The organism is Enterococcus malodoratus, assembly GCF_027659535.1.
Lineage (GTDB): Bacteria > Bacillota > Bacilli > Lactobacillales > Enterococcaceae > Enterococcus_A > Enterococcus_A malodoratus.
On record NZ_JAQDPG010000011.1, the window covers coordinates 102,660 to 125,679 of the forward strand.

The 23,020-nt window shown below is 41.9% G+C and carries 23 protein-coding genes and 1 pseudogene; 18 read left to right on the plus strand and 6 right to left on the minus strand.

Going from position 1 to position 23,020, the window contains the following annotated elements; translation table 11 throughout:
* Positions 1-90: 90 nt before the first annotated feature.
* From PGP85_RS16905 to scrK, 5 genes are all read left to right on the plus strand, one after another.
* Entirely contained in the window at positions 91-552 is a 462-nt protein-coding gene (locus tag PGP85_RS16905) for a PTS sugar transporter subunit IIA (RefSeq protein WP_270328553.1), read from the plus strand.
* Complete coding sequence (locus tag PGP85_RS16910) at positions 549-872, plus strand: PTS fructose transporter subunit IIB (protein WP_010743062.1); 324 nt, start codon at positions 549-551, stop codon at positions 870-872. Before PGP85_RS16905 ends, PGP85_RS16910 begins: the two co-directional genes overlap by 4 nt.
* Before the next feature lie 18 nt (positions 873-890).
* Positions 891-1,991, plus strand: a complete 1,101-nt coding sequence (locus PGP85_RS16915; RefSeq protein WP_090403662.1) for a PTS fructose transporter subunit IIC — start codon at positions 891-893, stop codon at positions 1,989-1,991.
* Positions 1,992-2,081: 90 nt separating this feature from the next.
* Positions 2,082-4,763: a mannosylglycerate hydrolase gene (mngB, locus tag PGP85_RS16920; protein WP_270328562.1), complete on the plus strand. Its 2,682-nt coding sequence runs from the start codon at positions 2,082-2,084 to the stop codon at positions 4,761-4,763.
* Between the two features lie 20 nt (positions 4,764-4,783).
* On the plus strand, positions 4,784-5,662 hold the full coding sequence (gene scrK / locus PGP85_RS16925; RefSeq protein WP_010743065.1) for a fructokinase ScrK: 879 nt from the start codon (positions 4,784-4,786) through the stop codon (positions 5,660-5,662).
* A gap of 162 nt (positions 5,663-5,824) precedes the next feature.
* Here scrK and PGP85_RS16930 read toward each other — a convergent pair whose 3' ends face one another.
* Positions 5,825-7,597 carry a sensor histidine kinase gene (locus tag PGP85_RS16930; protein WP_270328563.1) on the minus strand — a complete coding sequence of 591 codons (1,773 nt, stop codon included), beginning with the start codon at positions 7,595-7,597 and terminating at the stop codon, positions 5,825-5,827.
* A 51-nt stretch (positions 7,598-7,648) separates the two neighbouring features.
* On the opposite strand from PGP85_RS16930, the gene PGP85_RS16935 reads away from it, so the two are divergent.
* Complete coding sequence (locus tag PGP85_RS16935; protein ID WP_270328564.1) at positions 7,649-8,359, plus strand: response regulator transcription factor; 711 nt, start codon at positions 7,649-7,651, stop codon at positions 8,357-8,359.
* Here the strand turns inward: PGP85_RS16935 and citG are convergent.
* The 3 genes from citG to PGP85_RS16950 all read right to left on the minus strand — a co-directional run bounded on the left by citG (position 8,305) and on the right by PGP85_RS16950 (position 11,351).
* Positions 8,305-9,219, minus strand: a complete 915-nt coding sequence (citG, locus tag PGP85_RS16940; protein ID WP_010743068.1) for a triphosphoribosyl-dephospho-CoA synthase CitG — start codon at positions 9,217-9,219, stop codon at positions 8,305-8,307. The two genes, PGP85_RS16935 and citG, sit on opposite strands and share 55 nt — an antisense overlap.
* Positions 9,212-9,907 carry a GntR family transcriptional regulator gene (locus tag PGP85_RS16945; protein WP_010743069.1) on the minus strand — a complete coding sequence of 232 codons (696 nt, stop codon included), beginning with the start codon at positions 9,905-9,907 and terminating at the stop codon, positions 9,212-9,214. Before PGP85_RS16945 ends, citG begins: the two co-directional genes overlap by 8 nt.
* A gap of 97 nt (positions 9,908-10,004) precedes the next feature.
* The gene (locus tag PGP85_RS16950; RefSeq protein ID WP_270328565.1) at positions 10,005-11,351 is read right to left on the minus strand and encodes a CitMHS family transporter; all 1,347 of its coding nucleotides are present in this window, start codon (positions 11,349-11,351) and stop codon (positions 10,005-10,007) included.
* 402 nt (positions 11,352-11,753) lie between these two features.
* On the opposite strand from PGP85_RS16950, the gene PGP85_RS16955 reads away from it, so the two are divergent.
* The 11 genes and pseudogenes from PGP85_RS16955 to PGP85_RS17005 all read left to right on the plus strand — a co-directional run bounded on the left by PGP85_RS16955 (position 11,754) and on the right by PGP85_RS17005 (position 20,040).
* Positions 11,754-12,071, plus strand: coding sequence for a hypothetical protein (locus PGP85_RS16955; protein WP_270328567.1), 318 nt, complete (start codon positions 11,754-11,756; stop codon positions 12,069-12,071).
* 14 nt (positions 12,072-12,085) lie between these two features.
* The gene (locus PGP85_RS16960) at positions 12,086-12,463 is read left to right on the plus strand and encodes an acetyl-CoA carboxylase biotin carboxyl carrier protein subunit (RefSeq protein ID WP_251865642.1); all 378 of its coding nucleotides are present in this window, start codon (positions 12,086-12,088) and stop codon (positions 12,461-12,463) included.
* Between the two features lie 30 nt (positions 12,464-12,493).
* Positions 12,494-13,608 (plus strand): annotated as a pseudogene (locus PGP85_RS16965) (sodium ion-translocating decarboxylase subunit beta).
* A 61-nt stretch (positions 13,609-13,669) separates the two neighbouring features.
* A complete protein-coding gene (locus PGP85_RS16970) occupies positions 13,670-13,795 on the plus strand; it encodes an OadG-related small transporter subunit (RefSeq protein ID WP_010743074.1) in 126 nt (41 codons plus the stop codon).
* A 16-nt stretch (positions 13,796-13,811) separates the two neighbouring features.
* Positions 13,812-14,855, plus strand: coding sequence for a [citrate (pro-3S)-lyase] ligase (gene citC / locus PGP85_RS16975; protein WP_270328569.1), 1,044 nt, complete (start codon positions 13,812-13,814; stop codon positions 14,853-14,855).
* Complete coding sequence (gene citD, locus PGP85_RS16980; RefSeq protein ID WP_251865638.1) at positions 14,819-15,127, plus strand: citrate lyase acyl carrier protein; 309 nt, start codon at positions 14,819-14,821, stop codon at positions 15,125-15,127. Before citC ends, citD begins: the two co-directional genes overlap by 37 nt.
* Complete coding sequence (gene citE, locus PGP85_RS16985; protein ID WP_270328570.1) at positions 15,115-16,002, plus strand: citrate (pro-3S)-lyase subunit beta; 888 nt, start codon at positions 15,115-15,117, stop codon at positions 16,000-16,002. Before citD ends, citE begins: the two co-directional genes overlap by 13 nt.
* A gap of 2 nt (positions 16,003-16,004) precedes the next feature.
* Positions 16,005-17,537, plus strand: coding sequence for a citrate lyase subunit alpha (gene citF / locus PGP85_RS16990; protein ID WP_270328571.1), 1,533 nt, complete (start codon positions 16,005-16,007; stop codon positions 17,535-17,537).
* A complete protein-coding gene (citX, locus tag PGP85_RS16995; RefSeq protein WP_270328572.1) occupies positions 17,530-18,081 on the plus strand; it encodes a citrate lyase holo-[acyl-carrier protein] synthase in 552 nt (183 codons plus the stop codon). The genes citF and citX overlap by 8 nt, the downstream gene beginning before the upstream one ends.
* Positions 18,074-19,468, plus strand: a complete 1,395-nt coding sequence (locus tag PGP85_RS17000; RefSeq protein ID WP_270328573.1) for an oxaloacetate decarboxylase subunit alpha — start codon at positions 18,074-18,076, stop codon at positions 19,466-19,468. The genes citX and PGP85_RS17000 overlap by 8 nt, the downstream gene beginning before the upstream one ends.
* A 158-nt stretch (positions 19,469-19,626) precedes the next feature.
* Positions 19,627-20,040 carry a phosphate-starvation-inducible PsiE family protein gene (locus PGP85_RS17005; protein WP_010743081.1) on the plus strand — a complete coding sequence of 138 codons (414 nt, stop codon included), beginning with the start codon at positions 19,627-19,629 and terminating at the stop codon, positions 20,038-20,040.
* 45 nt (positions 20,041-20,085) lie between these two features.
* Here PGP85_RS17005 and PGP85_RS17010 read toward each other — a convergent pair whose 3' ends face one another.
* Together PGP85_RS17010 and PGP85_RS17015 are read right to left on the minus strand one after the other, a co-directional pair.
* Complete coding sequence (locus tag PGP85_RS17010) at positions 20,086-20,997, minus strand: TSUP family transporter (protein WP_408639903.1); 912 nt, start codon at positions 20,995-20,997, stop codon at positions 20,086-20,088.
* A gap of 86 nt (positions 20,998-21,083) precedes the next feature.
* Positions 21,084-21,950 (minus strand): LysR family transcriptional regulator, encoded by an 867-nt coding sequence (locus PGP85_RS17015; RefSeq protein WP_270328574.1) that lies wholly within the window; start codon positions 21,948-21,950, stop codon positions 21,084-21,086.
* 152 nt (positions 21,951-22,102) lie between these two features.
* Here PGP85_RS17015 and PGP85_RS17020 point away from each other — a divergent pair, with 152 nt between their 5' ends.
* Positions 22,103-22,642, plus strand: a complete 540-nt coding sequence (locus PGP85_RS17020) for a prolyl-tRNA synthetase associated domain-containing protein (protein ID WP_010743084.1) — start codon at positions 22,103-22,105, stop codon at positions 22,640-22,642.
* Positions 22,643-23,020 lie beyond the last annotated feature (378 nt).

A 23,020-nucleotide genomic window follows, 5' to 3' on the forward strand; every position in this document is an offset into this window, starting at 1 on the left:
TAAATTAAACGTGTAAAGAAAAACGAAACACGAGTCAAACTAGCTACAAAGAAAAATTACTTCCTAAATTATGAGAAAGGAGTTTCCAATATGGACTTTAAAGAAAATAATATCCTTCTGGATGTAGTGGTCGCTTCGAAAGAAGAACTGTTTGAAGTTATAGCAAATTATGCCTATGAATCAGGTTATGTCGCGAATGCGATCGAAACCTGCGGGGCTTTTAACGAACGGGAAGCGGAGTATTCGACTGGACTGCAAGATGGCTTCGCGATTCCTCATGCGAAGGCAGAGACAGTTCTGGAGCCGACGGTTTTGTTTATTCGTTTAAAACATGAAGTTGAATGGGAAACCTTTGATGATTCTGAGGTAAAAAATATTTTTGCCTTGATGGTTCCAAAAAAAGACGAAGGAACCGTCCATCTGGAAATGCTGAGTCGGTTGGCAACGGCTTTGCTAGAAGACGAGTTTACTCAACAGATTCAACAATCTGAGGATAAAACACAATTAGTAGAATTGATTAAAAAAGAAATGATTGGAGAGAGGATCATATGAAAATCGTAGGAATTTCCGCTTGTCCAGCAGGATTGGCACACACACCGATGGCAGCGAAGGCACTAGAAAAGGCTGGAGTAAAATTAGGTTATGATGTCAAAATTGAACAACAAGGATCACTGGGACAGGTCAATGAGATTACCCCGGAAGAAGCAAGAGCGGCAGATTTTTTACTGTTGGCGACGGATCAAAAGGTGGTTGGCTTAGAACGCTTCGATGGAAAACCGCAGCTTCGCGTGAATATCAATACATGTATTAAAGCGCCGGAAGCTGTTTTGAAGAAATGTATCGCTGCTGTTGAACAAAGACAAACTAATTAAAGAAAAGGGGCAAGAATGATGAAAAAAGTTCTAGCAGATTTCAAAGGTCATTTAATGAGTGGAATCAGTTTTGTGTTGCCGTTGATTATTGGTGCTTCTTTAGTCGTCGCGATTCCGAAAATGATTGCATTGGGTATGGGACTGACGAGTTTAGATCCTTACGCAGAAACAGAAGGTTTGAAGCATGCACTTTATTTGATTGAGCAAGTTGGGTGGACCGGGATCGGGTTGATCAATACGGTATTGGCTGGATTTATTGCTTATTCTATTGGAGACAAAGCCGCGTTGGGTGCTGGTTTTATCGGCGGTGCGGTGGCGACAAGTACCAATGCCGGGTTCCTTGGTGCTGTAATTGCCGGGTTCTTAGCGGGTTATTTAGTGAAATGGTCTAGAGAAAAAATCAAATTACCGGAATCATTCTCAGGGGTTATGCCATTAGTGATTTTACCGCTGATCGCGACATTATCGGTAGCGATAGTTATGGGTGCTCTATTGTCCGAACCGCTCGCGTGGATTAATACCAGTCTCGTTGATTGGATTCGTACGATGATCGAAAACGATGTGAACAAGATCTTGCTTGCGATGATCATGGGCGCAATGATCGGTTCTGACTTAGGCGGACCAGTCAACAAAGCCGCTTGGATGGCCGGAAATGTTCTATTGGCAGAAGGCGTTTATTTACCAGCGATTATTGTAAATGTAGCGATTTGTGCTGTGCCATTTGGCTATGCGTTAGCTACTTTGTTCCATAAAAAACGTTTCAACCAAGAATTATTGGATGCAGGACGCAACAATTTTGTGATGGGCTTTATCGGGATCACGGAAGGGGCGATTCCATTTACTTTAGTGAACCCTTTGAAATTAGTACCAATCAACATGATTGGCGGTGCGATCGCTTCTGGGTTAGGTATTGCCCTTGGAATGTACGCAAAAATGCCGCCGGTCGGAGGAATTTATGGATTCTTCACCGTTGGTAATGGCTGGGCTTACTTAGTCGGTTTATTCGTTGGGGCAGCCTTTATCGGCTTTGTCGCTCCACTATTCGTGAACTTCAACAAACAGGAAGATAAAGCTGAAGACATCGATTTGGAAGACATCGATGTCAGCTTTGAAAATTAAAAAGCGGGTTCGATAAACGAAAAAAATTAATAGGCACTGACGGTGAAAATCGTTGAGTGCCTATTTTAATCAAACGAGAGGAATTTTTGCATGAAAAAAACAGTACACGTAGTACCTCACAGTCATTGGGATCGCGAATGGTATTTTACTACCAGCCGTTCAAAAATCTATTTGATGCACGATTTGAAAAAAGTTTTGGAGCACTTAGAAAAAGACACTCCCTATGATAGTTTCATTTTAGATGGACAAGCCTCGCTATTGGATGACTATTTGAACTGGCGTCCGCAGGATAAAGCCAGAATCAAGCAATTGGTTCAACAAGGCAAACTGATCATTGGTCCATGGTATACCCAAACGGATCAGCTGGTAATTTCTGGTGAAAGTATTGTCCGCAATATGTTATACGGCATGAAGATTTGCGAAGAATTCGGCGACTATATGAATGTCGGCTATGTGCCCGATTCCTTTGGGCAAGCAGCCAGTATGCCGCAAATTTATCGTGAGTTTGGTATCGAGGACACGATGTTTTGGCGCGGGGTGAGTGACGACGATGTGGCCCATACAGAATACACTTGGCGCGGAGAAGATGGTTCGGTGGTCAATGTTTATCAAATTCCTAGCGGTTATTATATCGGCGGTGCGATTCCTGAACGGGAAAAAGATTTAGCAGAATTTTTACATCAAGAGCCCTTCAAAACAACATGGGGACGCAGTTCGACCGATCAAGTCTATTTCCCAAATGGTTTTGACCAAGCACCCGTGCGAGAAAATTTGCCTGAGCTAGTCGGTCAAATGAATAAACTTTATCAAGCGGAATACGAGCTGCAATTTTCAACAATCGAAAAATATATCGCAACAGTTAAAGAACGTCAGCCGGAATTAGAAGAGGTCGCGGGTGAATTGATCAATGGCAAGCTGATGCGCATCCACAAAACGATTTTCTCTTCCCGTTCTGATTTAAAGGCGATGAACACGCAGATTCAGCATTATCTAGTGAACGTAATGGAGCCGGTACTGACGATGGCGATGCAGCTCGGTTTTGAATATCCTGTCGAAACAGTCAAAGAAATCTGGAAGCTGATGTTTGAGAATGCTGCCCATGATTCTATCGGTTCCTGTGTATCGGACACAACGAATGAAGATGTCTATATGCGCTACAAGCAGGCTCGGGATATCTCTATGAACTTAGTTGAATTAACCTTGCGCCAAATCTCGACCGCAATCGATAATCCGCAGGCACACGAAATCACATTTACGCTGTTCAATACTTATGACACAGAACGTGAAGGTGTGATTGAAGCGGAAGTTTACCTACCGCAAAAAGAATTCGCGCTTCTTGATCAAGCGGGCGATTCTTTGCCATACACGATTTTAGAACTGATCGATCAAACAGAGTATGTCTTAAATCAAGGCAACGTATTGAACTCTGTTAAGGAAATCTATTTGCCAGAAAAAGTCTACAAAGCCAAAATCGCATTCGAAGCAAGCAAAGTACCAAGCGTTGGCTATACACAATTGACCATCGATCTTAAAGGTGACAGCAGTGCACCATTGCAGACAATCTCTGATAACGTGATCGAAAATGGCTATTACCACATCACAGTCAATAAGAACGGATCTTTAGATATTTTAGATAAAGCCAATGAAGTACTCTATAAGAATCAAGGAATCATTGAAGAAAACGGGGATGATGGTGATTCCTTCAACTATTCGCCGCCAGTTAAGGATTGGGTGATTTCATCCGCTGATTTCGAACCGGAAATCACGATCAAGCAGTCGGCTATTTATCAGTCGGTGCGTTTAGAATTCATGTTGAAGGTACCAAAGGATCTAGCTGAACGGGCTGAGAAAAAGGCCTCGGCGGAATTCCCGATCGCTTTAGAATTAGCCTTAAGGAAAAACTCGCCGATCATTGATTTCACATTGACTGCCGAAAATCAAAAGGTGGATAGTCATCGCGTTTGTGTCCTATTTGATACCGGAATCGCTTCGAAATTCTCGATCGCCGATCAGCAATTTGGTACGCTGGAGCGTCCAGTTGTTTTTGAAAAGGAAATGGCGCTTTGGGAAGCCAATAAAGAGCAGTGGAATGAACAGCCGATCGCGGTTGAAACGTGTCAATCCTTCGTTAGTCTATTCGAGGAGCGTCGTGGTGTTTCCGTGATGCCAAAAGCTGTGCGAGAGTATGAGATTGTTGGTGAAGCTTTCGATACGATTCGTTTAACGATTTTCCGGACCTATGGCTTTATGGGCAAAGAGAATCTGATGTATCGTCCGGGTCGTGCATCCGGTGAGACCGTAATTGCTACTCCCGATGCACAATGCCACAAAACTATGAGCTTTGATTTTTCAGTGGCTTATTTTGCGGATGGTTTCGATCAGTCAAACGTTGCGCAACTTGCGAAACAAGTGGTTACACCGATCGAAGTTTATCAATATGCAGAGTTTTTAAATTCGCGTCTGATCTTTACTTTAGGCGATGTGGAAAAGACTTTGCCGGCGAATTTCAGCCTTTTTGAAATCGAAGGGAATTTGACTTTAAGTGTCTTGAAAAAAGCCGAAGACCGGCCAGGATATATCTTACGTCTTTATAATGGTCTGTTGAAGGAAAATGGTCGAGCAAAGATTACCTTTAATCATGCCGTCAAAGCAGCAGAAAAAGTTGACTTGAAAGAAGAAACAAAGGAACCGCTATCAATAATTAATGATACAATAGAGCTTGAAAACATCGGGCACGCGAAATTTGTGACCTTGTATGTGGAACAAATCTAAATGATTGTGAGTGAAGCTTAGTGGAAAAATTATTTGGCGGCATCGAAGCCGGCGGAACAAAATTTGTTTGCTCTGTGGGAGATAGTGAGCTGGAAATCGTAGAACGGGCCAGCTACCCAACGACCACACCTGAAGAAACGATGGCCTTGGTGATCGGCTTTTTCAAGAAATATGCGGAACAACTAGTCAGTATTGGTGTTGGTTCATTCGGTCCGATCGATATTCATCGGGATTCGAAAACCTATGGCTATATTACTTCAACGCCGAAACTTGCTTGGCAAAATTTTGATTTTGTTGGCGCGTTAAAGCAAGAATTCGATTTACCAATCGCTTGGACGACAGATGTGAACGCCGCTTGTTATGGCGAATATGTAAAAGGCCGTGGCGATGGTGTTAATAGTGTCGTCTATTACACAATCGGTACGGGTATTGGCGGCGGTGCCTTGCAAAAGGGCAATTTCATCGAAGGCTTCAGCCATCCAGAGATGGGACATGTGCTGGTGAGTCGTAATCCTAATGATGATTTTGCAGGCAGCTGTCCTTTCCATGGACATTGTTTGGAAGGTATGGCGGCAGGCCCAGCCATTGAAAAACGTTTAGGACGCAAGGGGCAAGACTTGAGTGAAGACGACCCCTATTGGGAGATCGAAGCCGATTACATCGCGCAATGCGCCTACAACACGACCTTGATGTTTTCACCAGACGTGATCATTTTTGGCGGCGGTGTGATGCAGCAAGAACACTTAGTTAAAAAAGTACGTGCTCGCTTTAAGGAACTAGTGAACGAATATGTGAAGACACCAGAATTAGAGGACTATATCGTTACTCCGAAACTTGGCAACAATGCGGGAACGATCGGTTGTCTAGCACTAGCCAAAGAAGCAAAATTACACTCATAAAAAATGAAGCCGCCGAATTTGGCGGCTTTTTCGTTGTGTATTAATTGAAAAGATTGTTCTTTCGTTGTACTTCCTGTCTAGATAAAAGAATCCTCGTTATAATTAAGTGAGAAGCGGATGATTGCATCAAAAAAACGATGCCAAAAATTCGGCATCGTTTTATTAATTTATCGGCAGAGCAATTCGAAAGAGGGTTCCATCCGTCGAGCTTTCGACTTCCAGCAGCCAATCGTTTTTCTTAATGATTGAAGAGACGATGAACAATCCTAATCCGGTTCCGCCATCGGTTGGTTTGGTCGTAAAGAACGGCGTAAAAATCTTATCACCAATTTCTTTTGGTATTCCGGGACCATGGTCTCGAACCTCAATCACAAGAATATTTTTATGCTGATAACCTAAGGAATGTTTCTCAAAACGTGCTAGTTGCTGCTTATCAGCGGAATAAGTCGTCACATGGATGACATTTCCTTTACTACGTGCTTGATAGGCATTAGTGATCAAATTGTACAAAATAATTTGTAAATCGTCTTTTTCTATATAGCAGAGACCATCTGTCTGAAGATCGCGTGTTAGGTTAGTGTATTTGGGAATCAAGATACTCATCGTATCGAGCGCTTCATTGATAACGGCATTAATAGAGAACGTTTTTTTCTGGGTATTACTGACACGGCTGAACCGGAGCACATTAGTTGATAACTGCTGACCTTTTTCAGCAGCATGGTAGACCTCGTTCAAATCAGCGATGAGCAGTTCATTGTCTTTGTGTTCGTCGATCAATAGTTGCAGGTTGCCGATCATCGGCGTCAAGAAATTATTCATGTCGTGAACGATCGAGGTGGTCAATAGGCCGATAGTCTCCAATTTAGATTCTTGCAATAGATTCTTTTCTAAGGAATGCTTTTCCTTCAAGGACGCCTGTCGTTCCTTTAATCGAATATTTTCCAAATAGGTATGATTATGTCTCGCATAGTTGCGCATCGTGATTGCAAGAAGGATAATTACAATCAATAGAATAGCCAGCAAGGCCAATGTGATCAGACTTTTTTGTAAAACGGTTCCGTTGCGTTCGTTAAAATCAGAAACACTGGCCACGATCCATTTAGCATCGCCAATAGTGATCCAGCGATAAGCGGTCATTTTCAACACCTTTTTTGGTGTATTTTCTGTCCACCAATAAGAATAATAGCTCAAGGTTCCCGATTGATGAGTCAATTGATCTTTTTCTAGGCGTTTCAAATCAGAATAATCAAGGTCAGGGAATTCTCTTTTGCGATCCTTTACCACAGATAATCCGATTTGCTGAGTGGATGGATGCATAATAATTTCCATGTCCTGATCTTTCACCATGGAGTATCCATTCAATTGTTCATTCTGCTGAAAGTTGTTCTGATAGACTTTTTCAAGATCGATAGGCAGAACAATCAGCGATTGGATCTGCGAATCTTTGAAGATGGGATAATACAAATTTAAATAGGAAGTATTTTTATAAAAATAGGCTTGTCCGTTCTTCGTAATTTTTCCCTGTAAAGCGTCTAAATACAAAGGATCATTTTTGAGATAATCCGGTGCAGTCGCCGCATCAAGCATTTTATGTTTTTGAAATTGCCAGCCTTTATTGAACTGATCGTTTGGTTGGATCTGATAGATTCCTTTTGCGGCGGGCACTTCTTTCTGCAGCTGGTTTTGAACTGTGCCGTGTCCACCGTTTTGGATATCTGTAGCGCAATTTTCCAGTGCTAGGGAATAAGCCTCAAGCTCTAATTGTAAAATTTTGATCGTTGAATTATTTATGATTGCTAATTGACTTTGACCTATTTTTAATGCATGCTTTTGAGTGTTGTAATAGCTAAAAGCGGTATAAAGAATACTTAAGATAGTTAAACATAATACGGTGATAATTCCGACATAGAGCCATTTGTTCGACGGTTTTTTCATGACCTAACCCTTTCATACAAATCAGTCCAGAAACACGAGGAGGAAGCGACAATGCGAAAAGGAAAAATTCTGGTAGTTGATGATGATCCAGCGATTCGACGGTTAATTTGGAAATCATTACAATCGACGGGCATCCTTATTTATCAAAGTGATTCCGTTGAGCGAACTGTGGATATTCTTTCGAGAATCGAATTCGATCTTTTTCTGTTAGATGTTAGCCTGGAGCATGAAAATGACGGCTATCACTTAGCTCAGATTATACGTGAACAAGATCCCATCGTACCAATCTTTTTTTTAAGCGGAAAAAAAAGTGAAGAAGAAATTATCGCTGGATTGGAAGTCGGCGCCGACTATTATTTGACCAAACCATTTTCACCAAATATCCTAAAAACCCAAGTCATAACAACGCTTGACCGAGGTAAACTGATTCGTGATCAGACACGGAAAAACAGTGACAAGGAGATTGTGAAAAGCAATTTTCGCTTAGATAAATTACGCTATCAATTTTTCAAAAATGAGAAATTGATTAAGCTATCGTCAAAGGAAATCAAGCTTATGCAGTTTTTTATGGAAAATTCGGATCAAGTTTTTTCCAAAGAACAGATTTACAGCAATGTTTGGGATGACGGCAAATTTGATGCGAATACCATTATGGTTTTCATCAATCATCTGCGAAACAAAATCGAAGATGACACTAAAAATGTCCGCTACTTGAAAACGGTTTGGGGCATTGGGTACACGTTCATTCCAGAAGGAGAGTAGAATAGCTCCTCTAAGAAACCAAAAAAAATACTTAATGCTAAAAGATCAGCGGAACCACCAGGACTTAGATTCCGTTGAATCAAGAGCCGATCATAACGTACCAATTCATCAAGAAATTCTTCTGCGGGAAGCTTCTCTTGATGAATTTTTTTGCATTCCATTTGAACGAGCTGCCACATTTGATAGCCGCCGCGATGCAAAAGGTTGCCATCTTCCACTTCGCTCATTAAATAGATCAAAGTTCGTAAGAGGCGTATTTCGGTCGCTTCTTCGCTTCTTTTTCGCAGATAAGGGAGAGAAAGCTTAGTTAACGATGGATAGCCCGCCGCGGCTTCACCGCGAATACCGGTCAGTCCATAATCTAGATATAATTTTTCGCCATAAGATAGGTTCTTTTTTGCTGGTAACTGCTGAAAGTCCTTTTCGACAAGAGCCGTGGTCATCTCACTAGCTAATTGGACTATCGTTTGACTATCCTCGGGACTGAAAATAAGAGCGGATGATTGCTGTAAATAGTAGCCGGTCGCGCCAAGCAATATGGCAAAAGAAAAATTCGCTCCCTTATGCGTGTTGATACCAGCGGTTGCTTTCAACATAGCCGCTTCTGCTTCGATTCCGATTTGGCGCAGTTGTGTGAATAATTGCGGCATTGTTCCATGATGTTTAAAGCCGGCTTGAAGGTAGCGCATGAAAAACGGACGCAGGCCAGTGATGCTGTCAATAAAAGTATCGTAATCCATGTCTTGATGCGCACCATTAGTTAAACGATCGACCAAACCAGGTTTTGGCGACAGTGAGACTTCATAAAGCAGCGCTTTTTCCGCGTAGGCAGCGATCGTTTGTAATGTTGGTTCAATCAATTTTGCGCCGCTCCATTTCAGCTAGAATAAATTTCAATGAGTGATCAAGATGCTCATGAGTAATTAATTGAATTTGATCCTCATCTTTGGTTTGCATACCGCGGAAAATCAGCCAATGTTCCTCCAATGCTCGATCCCGACGATCAGATGAACGAATGGCGATATCTCTAAAGTAGAGCAAGTAGGCTTGCAGACTTAGGACAAAGGATTTCAAACGAAACATTTGGCTTTTTTCGTAAATGAAGGCATTAAAATCAGAAAAATTCTGCAGGACACTGTCGACTTTTTCTTCCTTATTTAGTTCTTCACCACGTTCCAAAATTTTCTTCAGTTCGGCAAAATCTTCTTCGTTCATTTGTTTCATCGCGGCGATCGTAGCTAAAGTATCTAACGATTTTCGAATCTCATAAATTTCATGAGCATCCTTGATACTGATTCCTTTGACCACAATGCCGACTCGAGGAACATGTTCGACTAATTGCTCCTTCACTAGTTGCGACATGGCGAAACGAATCGGCGTTCGACTGATATTCAAGACATCGGCGAACTCGTTCTCATTGATTCTTGAGCCTGCTGGAATATCTCCCAGGACTATAGTTTTTTTGAACGCTTCATAAATCAAAATTTTTAATGTTTTATTTTGAGTAAAATCTAAATTTTTTCGTACAGATTCGACGACTGTATTCATAAAAAGGTTCCTTTCGTAAAAAAATGAACAGTCCATACATAAAAGATATACGTCTGAAAGGGACCGGCTGCTAAGACAGCCTGATCCCTTTAATTGATTATTGTGGAATATAGATTGGCATATGGCCAAGTAAAACAATCGTACCGATGAAAATTGCGAAAACGCCTAACGCGTATTTTGCGGTTTCCTTTTGCCATTGCCCCATGTCCAAACCAGTTAGACGAAGCAATAGATAGATGAAAGCGACTAAAGGACTTAATAGATGGAACGCTTGTCCCATTAAAGAAGCCAGAGCCATTTGCATGTTGGTGAAGCCGTATTCACGACCGGCTTCGGCAAGAACCGTTAAGACACCAAAGTAAAAACCATCATTTGAAATGAAGAATGTCCCTGGAGCAGAGATCAAAGCGATGACCAGCCCCCAGAAACCAGAAAGCTGCTTCGGAACGATTTGGGTGAAACTCAAGGCCAAAGCTTCCGCCATTCCTGAACCTTGGAATAAGCCCATGAAAACGCCCGCCGCAAATACTAAAATGACTACTTGGACCGCGTCGCCGCCATTGTCGCCGATCCGTTTTGACTGATCCTTTAGAACTGGATAGTTGACCATCAATGCGATACACGTTCCGATCAAGAACAATAGCAGCGGAGGCATCGCGATAGATGGAATGAATGAGCTGGAAACCAACCAAGCAATTAGAATAAATGTCAGTACAGCATTGAATAGGAAGTTTTTTGGCCGCCGGATCTTTAGTGTTTCGGGATCAGTAACGGTGGTCATTTCTTCGATTTCAGCATCGGTCAATTCTGTGATCCCTAAGCGTTCACGTTCCTGTTTACCCATTCGACGAGCAACAAAGAAGATGACATATAGAAGGGAAATGATCATTCCCGGAGCTAAATAAGTCAGAATATCGGCGTCTACTTCTAGAACCGCCATCGCTCGTGCAGTAGGTCCGCCCCAAGGTAGTAAGTTCATAATGGTATTCTGTAAAATTACCAAAACACCAAGGTTGATCATTTTCATATTCAACTTCTTATAGATCGGAATGAAAGCAGAACAGCAAATCAGTGTTGTTGTCGTTCCATCACCATTTAATGAAACTGCCGCAGCAACGACCGCCGTTGCAACCAAAATTTTCATTGGATCTCCTTTAGCAAAGAGAATCATTTTTTTCGTGATTGGATCGAATAGTCCGGCATCCAGCATAATTGAAAAGTAAAGAATCGCGAATAGTAACATGATTCCCGTATTTGCTGTTGTTTGAATCCCCTCTAAAACAAAATCCCCAATATTTCCTTTCTTGGCTACACCTGAAGCCATCGCCACCAGCGTAAAAACCAATGGGATGATCACTAACGAGGTAAAGGGCGACATTTTCTTTTTCATTATTACAAACATGAAGATGATGATCATTGCATAAGATAAAACAGTTAGTAACATGATATTCTCCTCTCTATTTTTGTAAGCGTTAACAATAAATACCGATTAAAAAACGTAATAACATATAGAAGTTCTTCCATGGCAGCTGCTTGTTTTGATAGAATTGCTCCGCTTGACGACTATAGAATAATCAAAATGCAAGTATTTAGATAGCGGGAATTTCGTAAAAAACAGAAAAAGAACAATTCTCAATTGATAATTCTTAGCCATTGTTTAATAAGTTATTAACAAAATCTTAACGCTGTTAAAAACCTTTTATATCAACGTTTTTATGATTTTTAATCGATTTTTTTAAAATAAAAACAATGAAAGAACAATTCGTTTAACTAAATTATATTTCTTCTGTTTGGAATGCTTTTATAATGTGGATGAGCAAAAAAATAGTTGGAAAGGAGTAGCGCGTTGGGAATTTTTGAACGATTACTCGGAAAACGAAAAATGGCTGAGAAACAACCTAAAAATAACGAAAATAAAGATGTTGAGTCGTGCTGGAAGCCGCTGCCTGCGTTTGTTTCTTCAGATAGAAATGAGCATGAACGTGTCAGTTTGATTGCTACAGCTATTGCTGCGGGCGACCACCCGAACAGCCAGTTTGTCGTAAAAAGAATTATGAAACGCAACCCCGAAGTTCGTTTTGTTTCAGTGATTGCGGCCAGCTTAACAGCGACCACCATGAATGGAAATCAGCTGAATGTAAAAAGAGTAGCTAAGAAAAAATAGATGGAGGCATCATTATGTTAAGAAAATTCAAAATTGCCATTGATGGCAGCGAGTATTTAGTTGAAATGGAAGAAATCGGCGGCGTACCACAACCAGCTGCTGCACCGACGATGGCCGCGACTGCAACACTTGATCCGGAACCAGCAGCAGAACCGATAGTAGAAACTGCTCCAGCAGGGGCGGATGCCATCACAGCACCAATGCCGGGAACGATTTTAAAGATTTTAGTGGCGCCCGGCAGTTCGGTAAAAGAAAACCAGCCATTGATGATTTTAGAAGCAATGAAGATGGAGAATGAGATTGTTGCTGGGAAAGCCGGCACGGTTTCTGCTCTGCATGTAAAAGAAGGCGATGTCATCAATCCTGGTGAAGCGTTGATTACGATCAATTAATTATTATTTTAAAAGAGGAAGTGAAGATTTTTGGAGACGTTGATCCAAGGTGTAATAGGTATGGGCCAAGAGCCAGGTCGGATAGTGATGATGGTTATCGCGGAATATTGATGTATTTAGGAATTAAGAAAGAGTATGAACCAACGCTGCTTGTTCCGATGGGACTGGGTACTATCCTAGTGAATTTCCCAGCATCCGGTGTGTTGAGCGCTGGCGGAGAAGCAGGACCTTTTCAAGTTTTATTTGATTTTGGGATCAGTACTGAGCTATTCCCATTACTGTTGTTTATTGGGATCGGAGCGATGATCGACTTTGGCCCATTGCTGCAAAACCCATTTCTACTATTATTTGGTGCTGCGGCACAATTCGGTATCTTTTTTACAATCATCGTTGCCGTAGTGATCGGTTTTGACTTGAACGATGCGGTATCGATCGGGATTATCGGTGCAGCCGATGGTCCAACTTCTATTTTTGTGGCGAATACGTTGAATTCAAGATATATGGGAGCGATCATGGTCGCGGCTTATTCTTATATGGCCTTAGTACCGATCATTCAGCCAATTGCCATCAAGGCAGTTACAACGAAACATGAACGAACGATTCGCATGACTTACCGCGCGGGCGAAGTTTCGCAAACAGCTAAAATTTTATTCCCGATCGTTATTACGATCGTAGCGGGTTTGATTGCACCAGTGTCTTTACCGTTAGTCGGCTTTTTAATGTTTGGGAACTTATTGCGAGAATGTGGTGTATTGGAACGATTGTCTCTAACTGCGCAAAACGAATTAGTGAATATCATCAGTATTTTATTGGGGCTGACAATTTCAGTCAAAATGCAATATGCCGATTTTTTAAGATTAGATACATTAATGGTTATCGGTTTAGGGCTGGTTGCATTTGTTATGGACTCAGTGGGCGGCGTACTTTTTGCCAAGCTATTGAATCTATTCCGAAAAGAAAAAATCAATCCAATGATCGGTGCCGCAGGAATCTCTGCCTTTCCGATGTCTAGTCGCGTGATCCAAAAAATGGCGACGGATGAAGATCCACAAAACTTTATTCTGATGCATGCGGCGGGCGCCAATGTTTCTGGTCAGATTGCCTCGGTTATCGCCGGCGGTTTACTACTGGCGTTATTGACTTAATCAATAAACTATCAATCACCGCAAAAGTCATCCTATTAAATAGAAACAAGGAGGAAGTTTCATGTCAGAAGCATTGCAAAAATCATTGGAGTTATTGGTGCTGGGCTGGGGCGGCGTTTTTGTCGTAATCATGGTCATTTATTTGGCGTCGCTGGCATTAACGAAATTATTTCCAGTAAAACGTTAAGAAAAGAGCATGCCGTATGTACAGGATAAAACGACTTTGGCTAGAAAAGGACCCTAAAGCATATAAGGATTGGTCGTTATTATTGCGAGAAACCAAGATCGATGTGAATGAAAAGCTTGATTACAGTGCGGGGATCTATCAGGGAGACCGATTAATCGCGACGGGCTCTTATCAACGAAACATCCTCAAATGCTTGTCTGTAGCAGAAGAATTTCAATCCGAAAACTTATTAACACAGCTGGTGATCCATTTATTGGAACGATTGAGAGAGGAAAACCAGACACATTATTTTCTATATACTAAGCCAAGCAATCAAGCTATTTTTCAATCTTTAGGGTTTCATGAAATCGTGAAGACCGATCAGATTCTTTTTATGGAGCAAGGATTGCCGACCTTTGAGGACTATCTCGAGTATTCAAGTCGGAAGAAAAAGGGTGACAGTGCTAGCGGGATCGTGATGAATGCTAATCCTTTTACTAAAGGACATCAGTATTTGGTTGAGAGGGCCGCACAGGAAAGTCCGTTCGTTTATGTTTTTGTCTTATCGGAAGATCGATCTGAATTTTCTACGGAGGATCGGTTGGAGATGGTCAAACGAGGTGTGGCGCATCTAAAAAACGTTGAGGTCTTATTGACGGGGGACTATTTGATCTCATCGGCGACCTTTCCTACCTATTTTTTGAAAGATCAGACTGAAGCGAAAAAGGCTTCCCAACAAGCGGAGCTGGATGCTCTTTTGTTTAAAGAGAAAATTGCACCAGCTTTAGCCATTCAACGGCGCTTTGTAGGGGATGAACCTTATTCAGAGGTCACGGAAATTTATAATGAAACGATGCAAAAAATATTTGGTGAAGAATTGACGTTATCTATTTTACCTAGGATCGCTGTTGAAGGAGAGATCGTCAGCGCTACTAAAGTACGAGCAGCTTATCAGCAAAATAATCAGGAATTACTTAGCAGATTATTACCAGCAACGACCTACGATTATTTGAAAGAACAAATTCAATCAAGAGGTGAAGAAGAATGGAAATCAAGCAAAAAGCTGTCACTGGGACAGTAGAATCAAGTGATATCATGATCACCATTGACCGAAATTCTCAACCGGAGATCAGTATTTCTCTGGACAGCAGTGTTGAAAAGCAATTTGGTCAGCAGATTCGACAAGTGATCAAAGACACATTAAAAGAATTAGGCGTTTCATCCGCCAAAGTCATCGCGGTGGATAAAGGCGCGTTGGACTGTACGATCAAAGCACGAACAATCACGACAGTTTATCGAGCGGCCGGAGAATCCGTCTACAATTGGAAGGAGATCGACTCATGGAACGTTTAAGAAGAACGATGATGTTTGTTCCCGGAGCGAATGCGGCGATGTTGAGAGATGCTCCGCTATATGGGGCGGACTCGATCATGTTTGATTTAGAAGACGCTGTCTCTTTAAAGGAAAAAGATTCTGCCCGCGTGCTGGTTCATTTTGCCTTGAAGACTTTTGACTTTAGTCAAGTTGAGACTGTAGTGCGAATAAACAGTTTAGATACGGATGGCGCGGCCGATGTTGAGGCGATGGTTCTGGCTGGTGCAGATGTGATTCGGTTGCCGAAAACAGAAACGGCGCAAGACATCGTGGATGTTGATGAGGTGATCACCAACGTCGAAGCAGCAAATGGAATCCCGGTTGGGACAACCAAAATGATGGCCGCCATCGAGTCGGCTGAAGGCGTATTGAATGCCCGAGAAATTGCGAAGGCTTCAACTCGCTTGATTGGGATCGCTCTAGGTGCGGAAGACTATGTGACCAACATGAAAACCAAGCGCTATCCAGATGGACAGGAACTATTTTTTGCCCGCAGTATGATTTTGCATGCTGCTCGAGCAGCTGGAATCGCAGCAATCGATACGGTTTATTCCGATGTGGATAATGCGGAAGGCTTCAAAAATGAAGTGTCCTTGATCAAACAATTAGGCTTTGATGGAAAATCAGTCATTAATCCACGCCAGATTCCCTTAGTAAATGCGATTTATACGCCGACCGAAGCAGAGCTGCAAAATGCAAAAGAAGTGATTTGGGGAATTCGCGAGGCGGAGGCCAAAGGTTCGGGTGTCATTTCAGTGAATGGCAAAATGGTGGACAAGCCGATCGTTGAGCGGGCAGAGCGCGTGATCGCGATAGCTAAAGCCGCCAAACTGATTACAGAGGAGGAGATTTAAGCATGGCGATCAATCAAGTGAACAAAGAAATTCCTCAAGAATACGCAGAAAAATATCAGATTTATGCTGGTGAGCTAGCTCATATCGACGCCTATCAAGAAGCAAGCCGAAAGATTGAACCTATTCGTCCACGAGCTTCAAAAATGGTAAAAGATCTCCGCGAAGCGATTGAAAAAACTGGATTGCAAGATGGGATGACGATTTCTTTTCATCATCATTTCCGCGAAGGCGACTTTGTAATGAATAGAGTAATGCAAGAAATCGCGGATATGGGTTTCAAAAATATCTCGATCGCGCCAAGTTCGATCGCAAATGTGCATGCGCCATTGATCGACCATATCAAGAATGGGGTTGTCACGAACATCACCTCTAGTGGACTAAGAGACAAAGTTGGTGCGGCGATTTCTGAAGGTATTTTAGAAAATCCTGTAGTGATTCGTTCCCACGGCGGCAGAGCACGGGCAATCGCAACGGGCGATCTGCATATTGATGTAGCTTTTCTAGGAGCACCTAGTTCTGATGCTTACGGCAATGTTAATGGAACAGTCGGAAAAGCGACTTGCGGTTCCTTAGGGTACGCAATGGTTGATGCGAAATATGCCGATAAAGTCGTGATCATCACCGATACCTTGATGCCGTTTCCGAACACACCAATCAGCATTCCTCAAACGGATGTTGATTATGTGGTAGAAATCGACGCGATCGGTGATCCGCAAGGGATTGCTAAAGGAGCGACACGCTTCACGAAAAACCCAAAAGAATTATTGATCGCCGAATATGCAGCGAAAATAATTACCAATTCACCTTATTACAAAAACGGGTTTTCATTTCAAACAGGGACTGGCGGCGCGTCATTAGCGGTTTCTCGTTTTATTCGCGAAGCGATGATCAAAGATGATATCAAGGCAGGCTTTGCATTAGGCGGAATCACGAATGCGATGGTGGAATTAGCCGAAGAAGGCCTCGTTGAAAAAATTATCGATGTACAAGATTTTGATCATGCGTCCGCTCTTTCACTTGCAAAAAACGCGAATCACTATGAGATTGACGCGAACATGTACGCTTCTCCATTAAGCAAAGGCTCAGTCATCAATCAATTGGATATCGCGATCCTTTCCGCGTTAGAGATCGATACGGATTATAACGTCAACGTGATTACGGGTTCAGATGGTGTGATTCGCGGGGCTTCCGGCGGACATTCCGATACCAGCATGGCGTGTCAAATGAGCATGATAATCGCTCCGTTGGTTCGCGGACGCATCCCAACAGTCGTTGATACCGTGAATACAGTCGTTACACCGGGAACGAGTGTCGATGTCGTAGTAACTGAGCTTGGCGTGGCTATCAATCCCAATCGCCAAGATCTGATCGAACACTTCAAAAAAATTGATGTCCCACAATTCAGTATTGAAGAGCTGAAAGAAAAAGCCTACAGCATTGTCGGTGAACCAATGCCGATTCAGTATGGCGATAAAGTCGTTGCCTTGATTGAATATCGTGACGGTTCCATTATCGATGTGGTAAAAAATGTCTAATTCGATTTTTTCTGGTTCAAAAATCAGCTTATCAGAAATGTTGGCAGCACGAGAACTGCGGGTAAAAACACAACGGGAGTTACTGAGCGCGGACACGGAAGAAGTTTTATTATCAGCCACGATGAATATTCCGGGTCCGGTCAAATACTCCGAAACGTTCAGTCAGGTTTTTCAGCGAGTCATGGAAGCCATTGAGGAAGCGGTGAACGATGTCACCCCTTTAGTGAATCTTTTTCGCGAGGAACCGACAGGCATTGAATACTATCTATTGGTTCCTTTAGCTAAAGAAGAGCTGAAGCATCGGATGGTTGAGATCGAAGAGAATCACGATTATGGACGATTGGTCGATCTGGATGTTCTATCCATGGATGGGGAAGAAATTCAGGCGATTGGCAGAGCGGAGTTGAATCTGTTACCGAGAAAGTGCTTTGTATGTGATGCCAACGCCAAAATTTGCGGGCGTTCCCGCCGCCATACTATAGAAGAGATTCAAACAAAAATCATTGAAATTGTAGAAAAGGGGAAAGTGCATCAAAATGACTAAAAAAATACGTTTCATGGAAACTGTTTTACGCGATGGTCAGCAAAGCCAGATCGCGACACGGATGCCGCTCGCGGATATGCTTCCGATTTTGAAAACAATGGACAAAGCGGGCTATCATTCATTAGAGATGTGGGGCGGTGCAACATTTGATTCCTGCATTCGTTTTTTGAATGAAGATCCGTGGGAAAGGCTGCGTACCATTCGCCAAGAAGTTAAAAACACAAAATTACAAATGCTTTTGCGAGGACAAAACTTATTAGGCTATAAAAACTATGCGGATGATGTAGTGCGGGATTTTGTAGAGAAATCCATTCAAAATGGCATCGATATTATTCGTGTGTTTGATGCCCTGAATGATGTTCGCAATTTGCAGACAGCTATCCAAGCGACTAAAGAAGCGGGCGGACATTGTCAAACAGCGGTTTCTTATACGACAAGTGATTTTCATACTGTCGATTACTATGTAGCGTTGGCGCAGGAAATGGCTGCGATCGGAGCAGATTCTATCTGTATCAAAGATATGGCGGGAGTTTTGACACCTAAAACAGGGTTCGAATTGGTTAGCCGAATCAAAGAAAAGATTGACCTGCCATTAGAAGTTCATACCCATGCGACGAGTGGTATCTCGGAAATGACTTATTTAAAAGTCGCAGAAGCAGGAGCCGACATCATCGATACAAGCATCTCCTCTTTTGCTGGCGGCACGAGTCAACCGGCGACCGAGTCGATGGTTATGGCGTTAGAGGAATTGGGTTTTGAAACTGGGATAAAAATGACCGAAGTTTCAAAAATTGCCGAGCACTTCAATCCAATTCGCGACCGTTTTAGAGAAGAAGGACTACTGAATCCAAAAGTTAAAGACGTTGAACCGAAAACGTTGACCTATCAAGTCCCTGGCGGAATGCTGTCCAATTTATTGAGCCAGTTAAAAGAACAAAATCTTGAAGATAAATATGAAGAGGTATTGAAAGAAATTCCAAAAGTGCGGGCAGATCTAGGGTACCCGCCGTTAGTGACTCCTTTATCTCAGATGGTGGGAACTCAAGCGCTGATGAATATTATTTCGCAAGAACGCTATAAATTGGTCCCAAGTGAGATCAAGGATTATGTTCGCGGTCTGTACGGCCGGCCGCCTGTAGCGATCGCAGAAGAGATCAAACAAAAAATTATTGGGGATGAACCAGTAATCACAGAACGGCCAGCCGATTTGATTGCTCCGCAACTAGCAGCCTTTGCGGCAGAGATCGATGGTTATGCGAAAACAGCAGAGGATGTTTTATCCTATGCTTTGTTCCCGCAGCAAGCCAAAGATTTCTTAGGCCGCCGTGAAGATCCTTTTTACGATGTACCGATTCAAACAGTGGATGTCACGATTGATGTAGTATAAATGAAACGTTCCTCGTCCCGCAAAAGAGACGAGGCGTTTTTTTCGCTAAGAGGTTTCGAATTTTTACCATTGAGTCAGTTATGGTCGGCGCATATCTTTTTTTGTTTAAGAAAAGAATTGCTATAATTTAGATGAAAATGGAACGAGGGGGACGCACGATGAAAGAAAATTACTTTTTGAAATTTGAAAAAGCAATCAGTACGATCGTTGATATCTTATTGGCTTTGCTGATCATCGTTGTGGTGATCGTTATGGGGGAGGGAATTTTTAATATTATTCTACATGTGATCCCGTTAAATAATGTTTCTGAATTGACCCTGTTGATCGAAGAGATCGCAACGCTCTTCATTTTGCTGGAGGTCATTTTGATGCTGCTGCGCTACATCAAAGAAGGACACCATATTCCTGTACGTTATTTGATTTTGATCAGTATTACCGCTATCTTGCGAGAACTTTTATTGGCCCATGGAAATGGTGCTAATTCCTTATTGCTGTCGATCTCGATTTTGGTTTTAGTGGCCGTTTTGTTTCTATTGGAAAAGGTCAAAGCTTTTCATAAAGGAGAAAAATAGCGATGTACCAGAAATGGCACATCGCTATTTTTGTTATGTGGCTTGTTAAGCTAATGAAGCAGTTTTACGCGATTTCAAAATGTATTGGATTCCTGTATAGAAAATAATAACAATTACTAAATAGGTAACCATTGAAATGTCTAAGTTCATTAAGAATTGTGAGGCGATGATTACACCGGGGATACCACCGATCGTAATCGCCAAAGCAATCTTTCTAGAGTAAGCTTTCTCACGAATGAAGTTGATACTAGCGACTGGCTGAAGCCCCGCACATGAACACATCATGATCGGGAAGGCTGCAAGTGGTGTCATTCCCAACATATAGACCATCGCCATACATGGTGCGTATAAACCAACACCGACTGTCATCAAAGCTCCAAATAAGAAGTTTCCGACGATTCCGATGATCAATTTTGCTCCGGTCAATCCCATCGCGGTGTTCCCTTTTCCTAATAACGCAATGACTTCTGTCTGACGCAGCAGCATCAAAATAGCCGTAATCAATAGTGCCCAGCCGATCCATTTTTGAACGGCTGTTTCCGATAATTTTGTTACAAATTTTGAACCGAACCAAGATCCAACGATTGCCGCGAGGATCAAGGCAACTAGTGTTAACGCATCTACTTTGATAACTGTGACGAAAATCACAGCTTCAGTCAATACAGGGATCGCATGTCCAACGTTTAAAATCCCCGGTAATTTTCTATCGTCATTGTTTTGTTTCGTAATGTTTAACATCATGGTGGTGAGTGCAAAACTCCCAATTCCGATCGTGTCCGCAAAGTCCGCGATAAAACCAATAATACCGCTAATCAACCAATTTCCCGGTCCTAAATCATCACGATGAGCCAATACATCGCGTACAAGCATGAATGCTTGAAAGATCATCAGACCAATCAATACATAAAAAATAATCTGTGCCATAAGTCCTCCCATAGCTCCTTTTTCTATAATTATAACAATAAACAAAATGAAAAAACCACAAAATCCGAAAATTTTGTGATTCGTTGAACTATTGGTATGGAAAATAAGTCCTTTTTAGCTCAAAATTCAAGAAACAATTTTAGAAATTCTCGGCTGGCTAAAGAGAGTAATGACGGGTTGCGATAGAGGATGCCGACTTTACGAAATACCGGTTTTTCTAACGGTCTCGTCTCAATTTGGTAAGCGATTCGCTGCAAAATTAATTTTGGCAAAATACTGATGCCTAAATTTTTCTCCACCATTGCTAAGATAGAATAATCATCCCATGTCCGAAATTTGATCTGCGGCTGGACCTTAGCATCCGTCAATAATTCGGTGATATCGGAATTGCCTTCACGTTCCAGTAAAATAAACGGCTGATGCTCTAAATCCGTTACAGGAATCTTTTCTTTATTCAAAAAAGGATGTCCCTGTGGCAGAACGACCAGTTGTTCATCATCATGCAGAAACTTTTGTTCCAAATCATGAGCAGCAGGCAAGCGTGAAAAACCAAAGTCAACCCGACCTTCTAATATCCATTGCTCGATCTCTTCGTAGTCGCCCAACAATAATTCAAAATCGATCTTAGGATAGTCAGCTTGAAAAGTTTTGATCGCCTCCGGCAGCCAGTGAGTTGCGACACTAGAAAAAGTCCCGATACGGATCAGGCCCGTGTCTAAATGCCCAAGCTCGGCTAGTTGATTTTGCAGCGTTTGATATTTCTCTGCTAACTCTTTAGCATAAGGCAGGACATTCATACCGTCGGAAGTCAGGCGCAGGCCAGCACGATTTCGTTCTAATAAGGTAATGCCCCACTCTTGTTCAAGATCATTGATCATGCGGCTGATCCCGGATTGAGAATAGTTCAAAATTTTAGCGGCCTTAGTAAAGCTACCTAGTTCGACCGTTTTGACAAAAGCGATGTATTTTTGAATGTTCATATCCATGGTTGTTCCTCCTTGTTTGTATTTCTGAGAAAAGTTGAACTGATATCTTTGCATCTGTTTTCGTCATGCTAAATATGATTAAAATTCGTTTTTGTAATCTTAGATTCTATGATAGATTACTACTATTAACTATTCAAGAAGGAATGAGTAAAATGGTCTTTGTAAGTGAAGTGTATACGGCGGTGCCCGCAGCATGCGACACGCCTTTGCAAGAAAAGGTCTACCAAGTCTTGCAAGAATTAGAAATAGATTTCCAACGGGTGGAAACTGAGGAAGTCATCACGATGGAGGATTGCCAGCAGATCAATGAACGGCTGGATATGGATATGGTGAAGACGCTGTTCTTATGTAATCGTCAAAAAACTAATTTCTATCTATTCGTGACTAGTGGTGATAAGCCGTTTAAATCAAAAGAATTTAGTCAGGCCTTAGAAATTGCCCGCGTTTCTTTTGCGTCAGCCGAGCGGATGGATTCGATGCTGGGGACAAAAATTGGTGCAGCGACAATTTTCAGCACGTTATTGAAGGAAGCCGGAAAGGTCCAGCTTGTTCTGGACAAGGATGTTTGCGACCAAGAGTATTACGGTTGCAGTGATGGAACTACGACTGGTTACTTGAAATTGAAAACGGAGGATGTCCTGAAGAAATTTTTGCCTTATGTAAAACGACAACCGAAGATTATTGAAGTATAAACGATGAGCATGAGCTCGTAGAGAACAACTTTGAAGGAATCAAGCAAAAAATAGCTGAGGCTTAAGAGGATTCGGTAGAAAATTATTTTTTAATTTGACGTGAATAAATTTTAAAGTGTTCAAAAGGTGGAATCAATCTTTTGAACACTTTTTACTTGCGCAAATTTAAATAAACAAGTTTTGGACTATTTATTTCTCAGTTTTTCTTAGCTATAAAATTTACTATTTAAAAAATTCTAAACTATTTTTATTAGATATGCTAAAATTTTAAGTATGATTTGACGAAATAAGGGGGACTTGCAATCAAAAAAATTGTCTTTTTATTAGTTACTCTATGCTTAATTTCTTTAGAAACACCTGTCTTTGCGGCTGAAGATA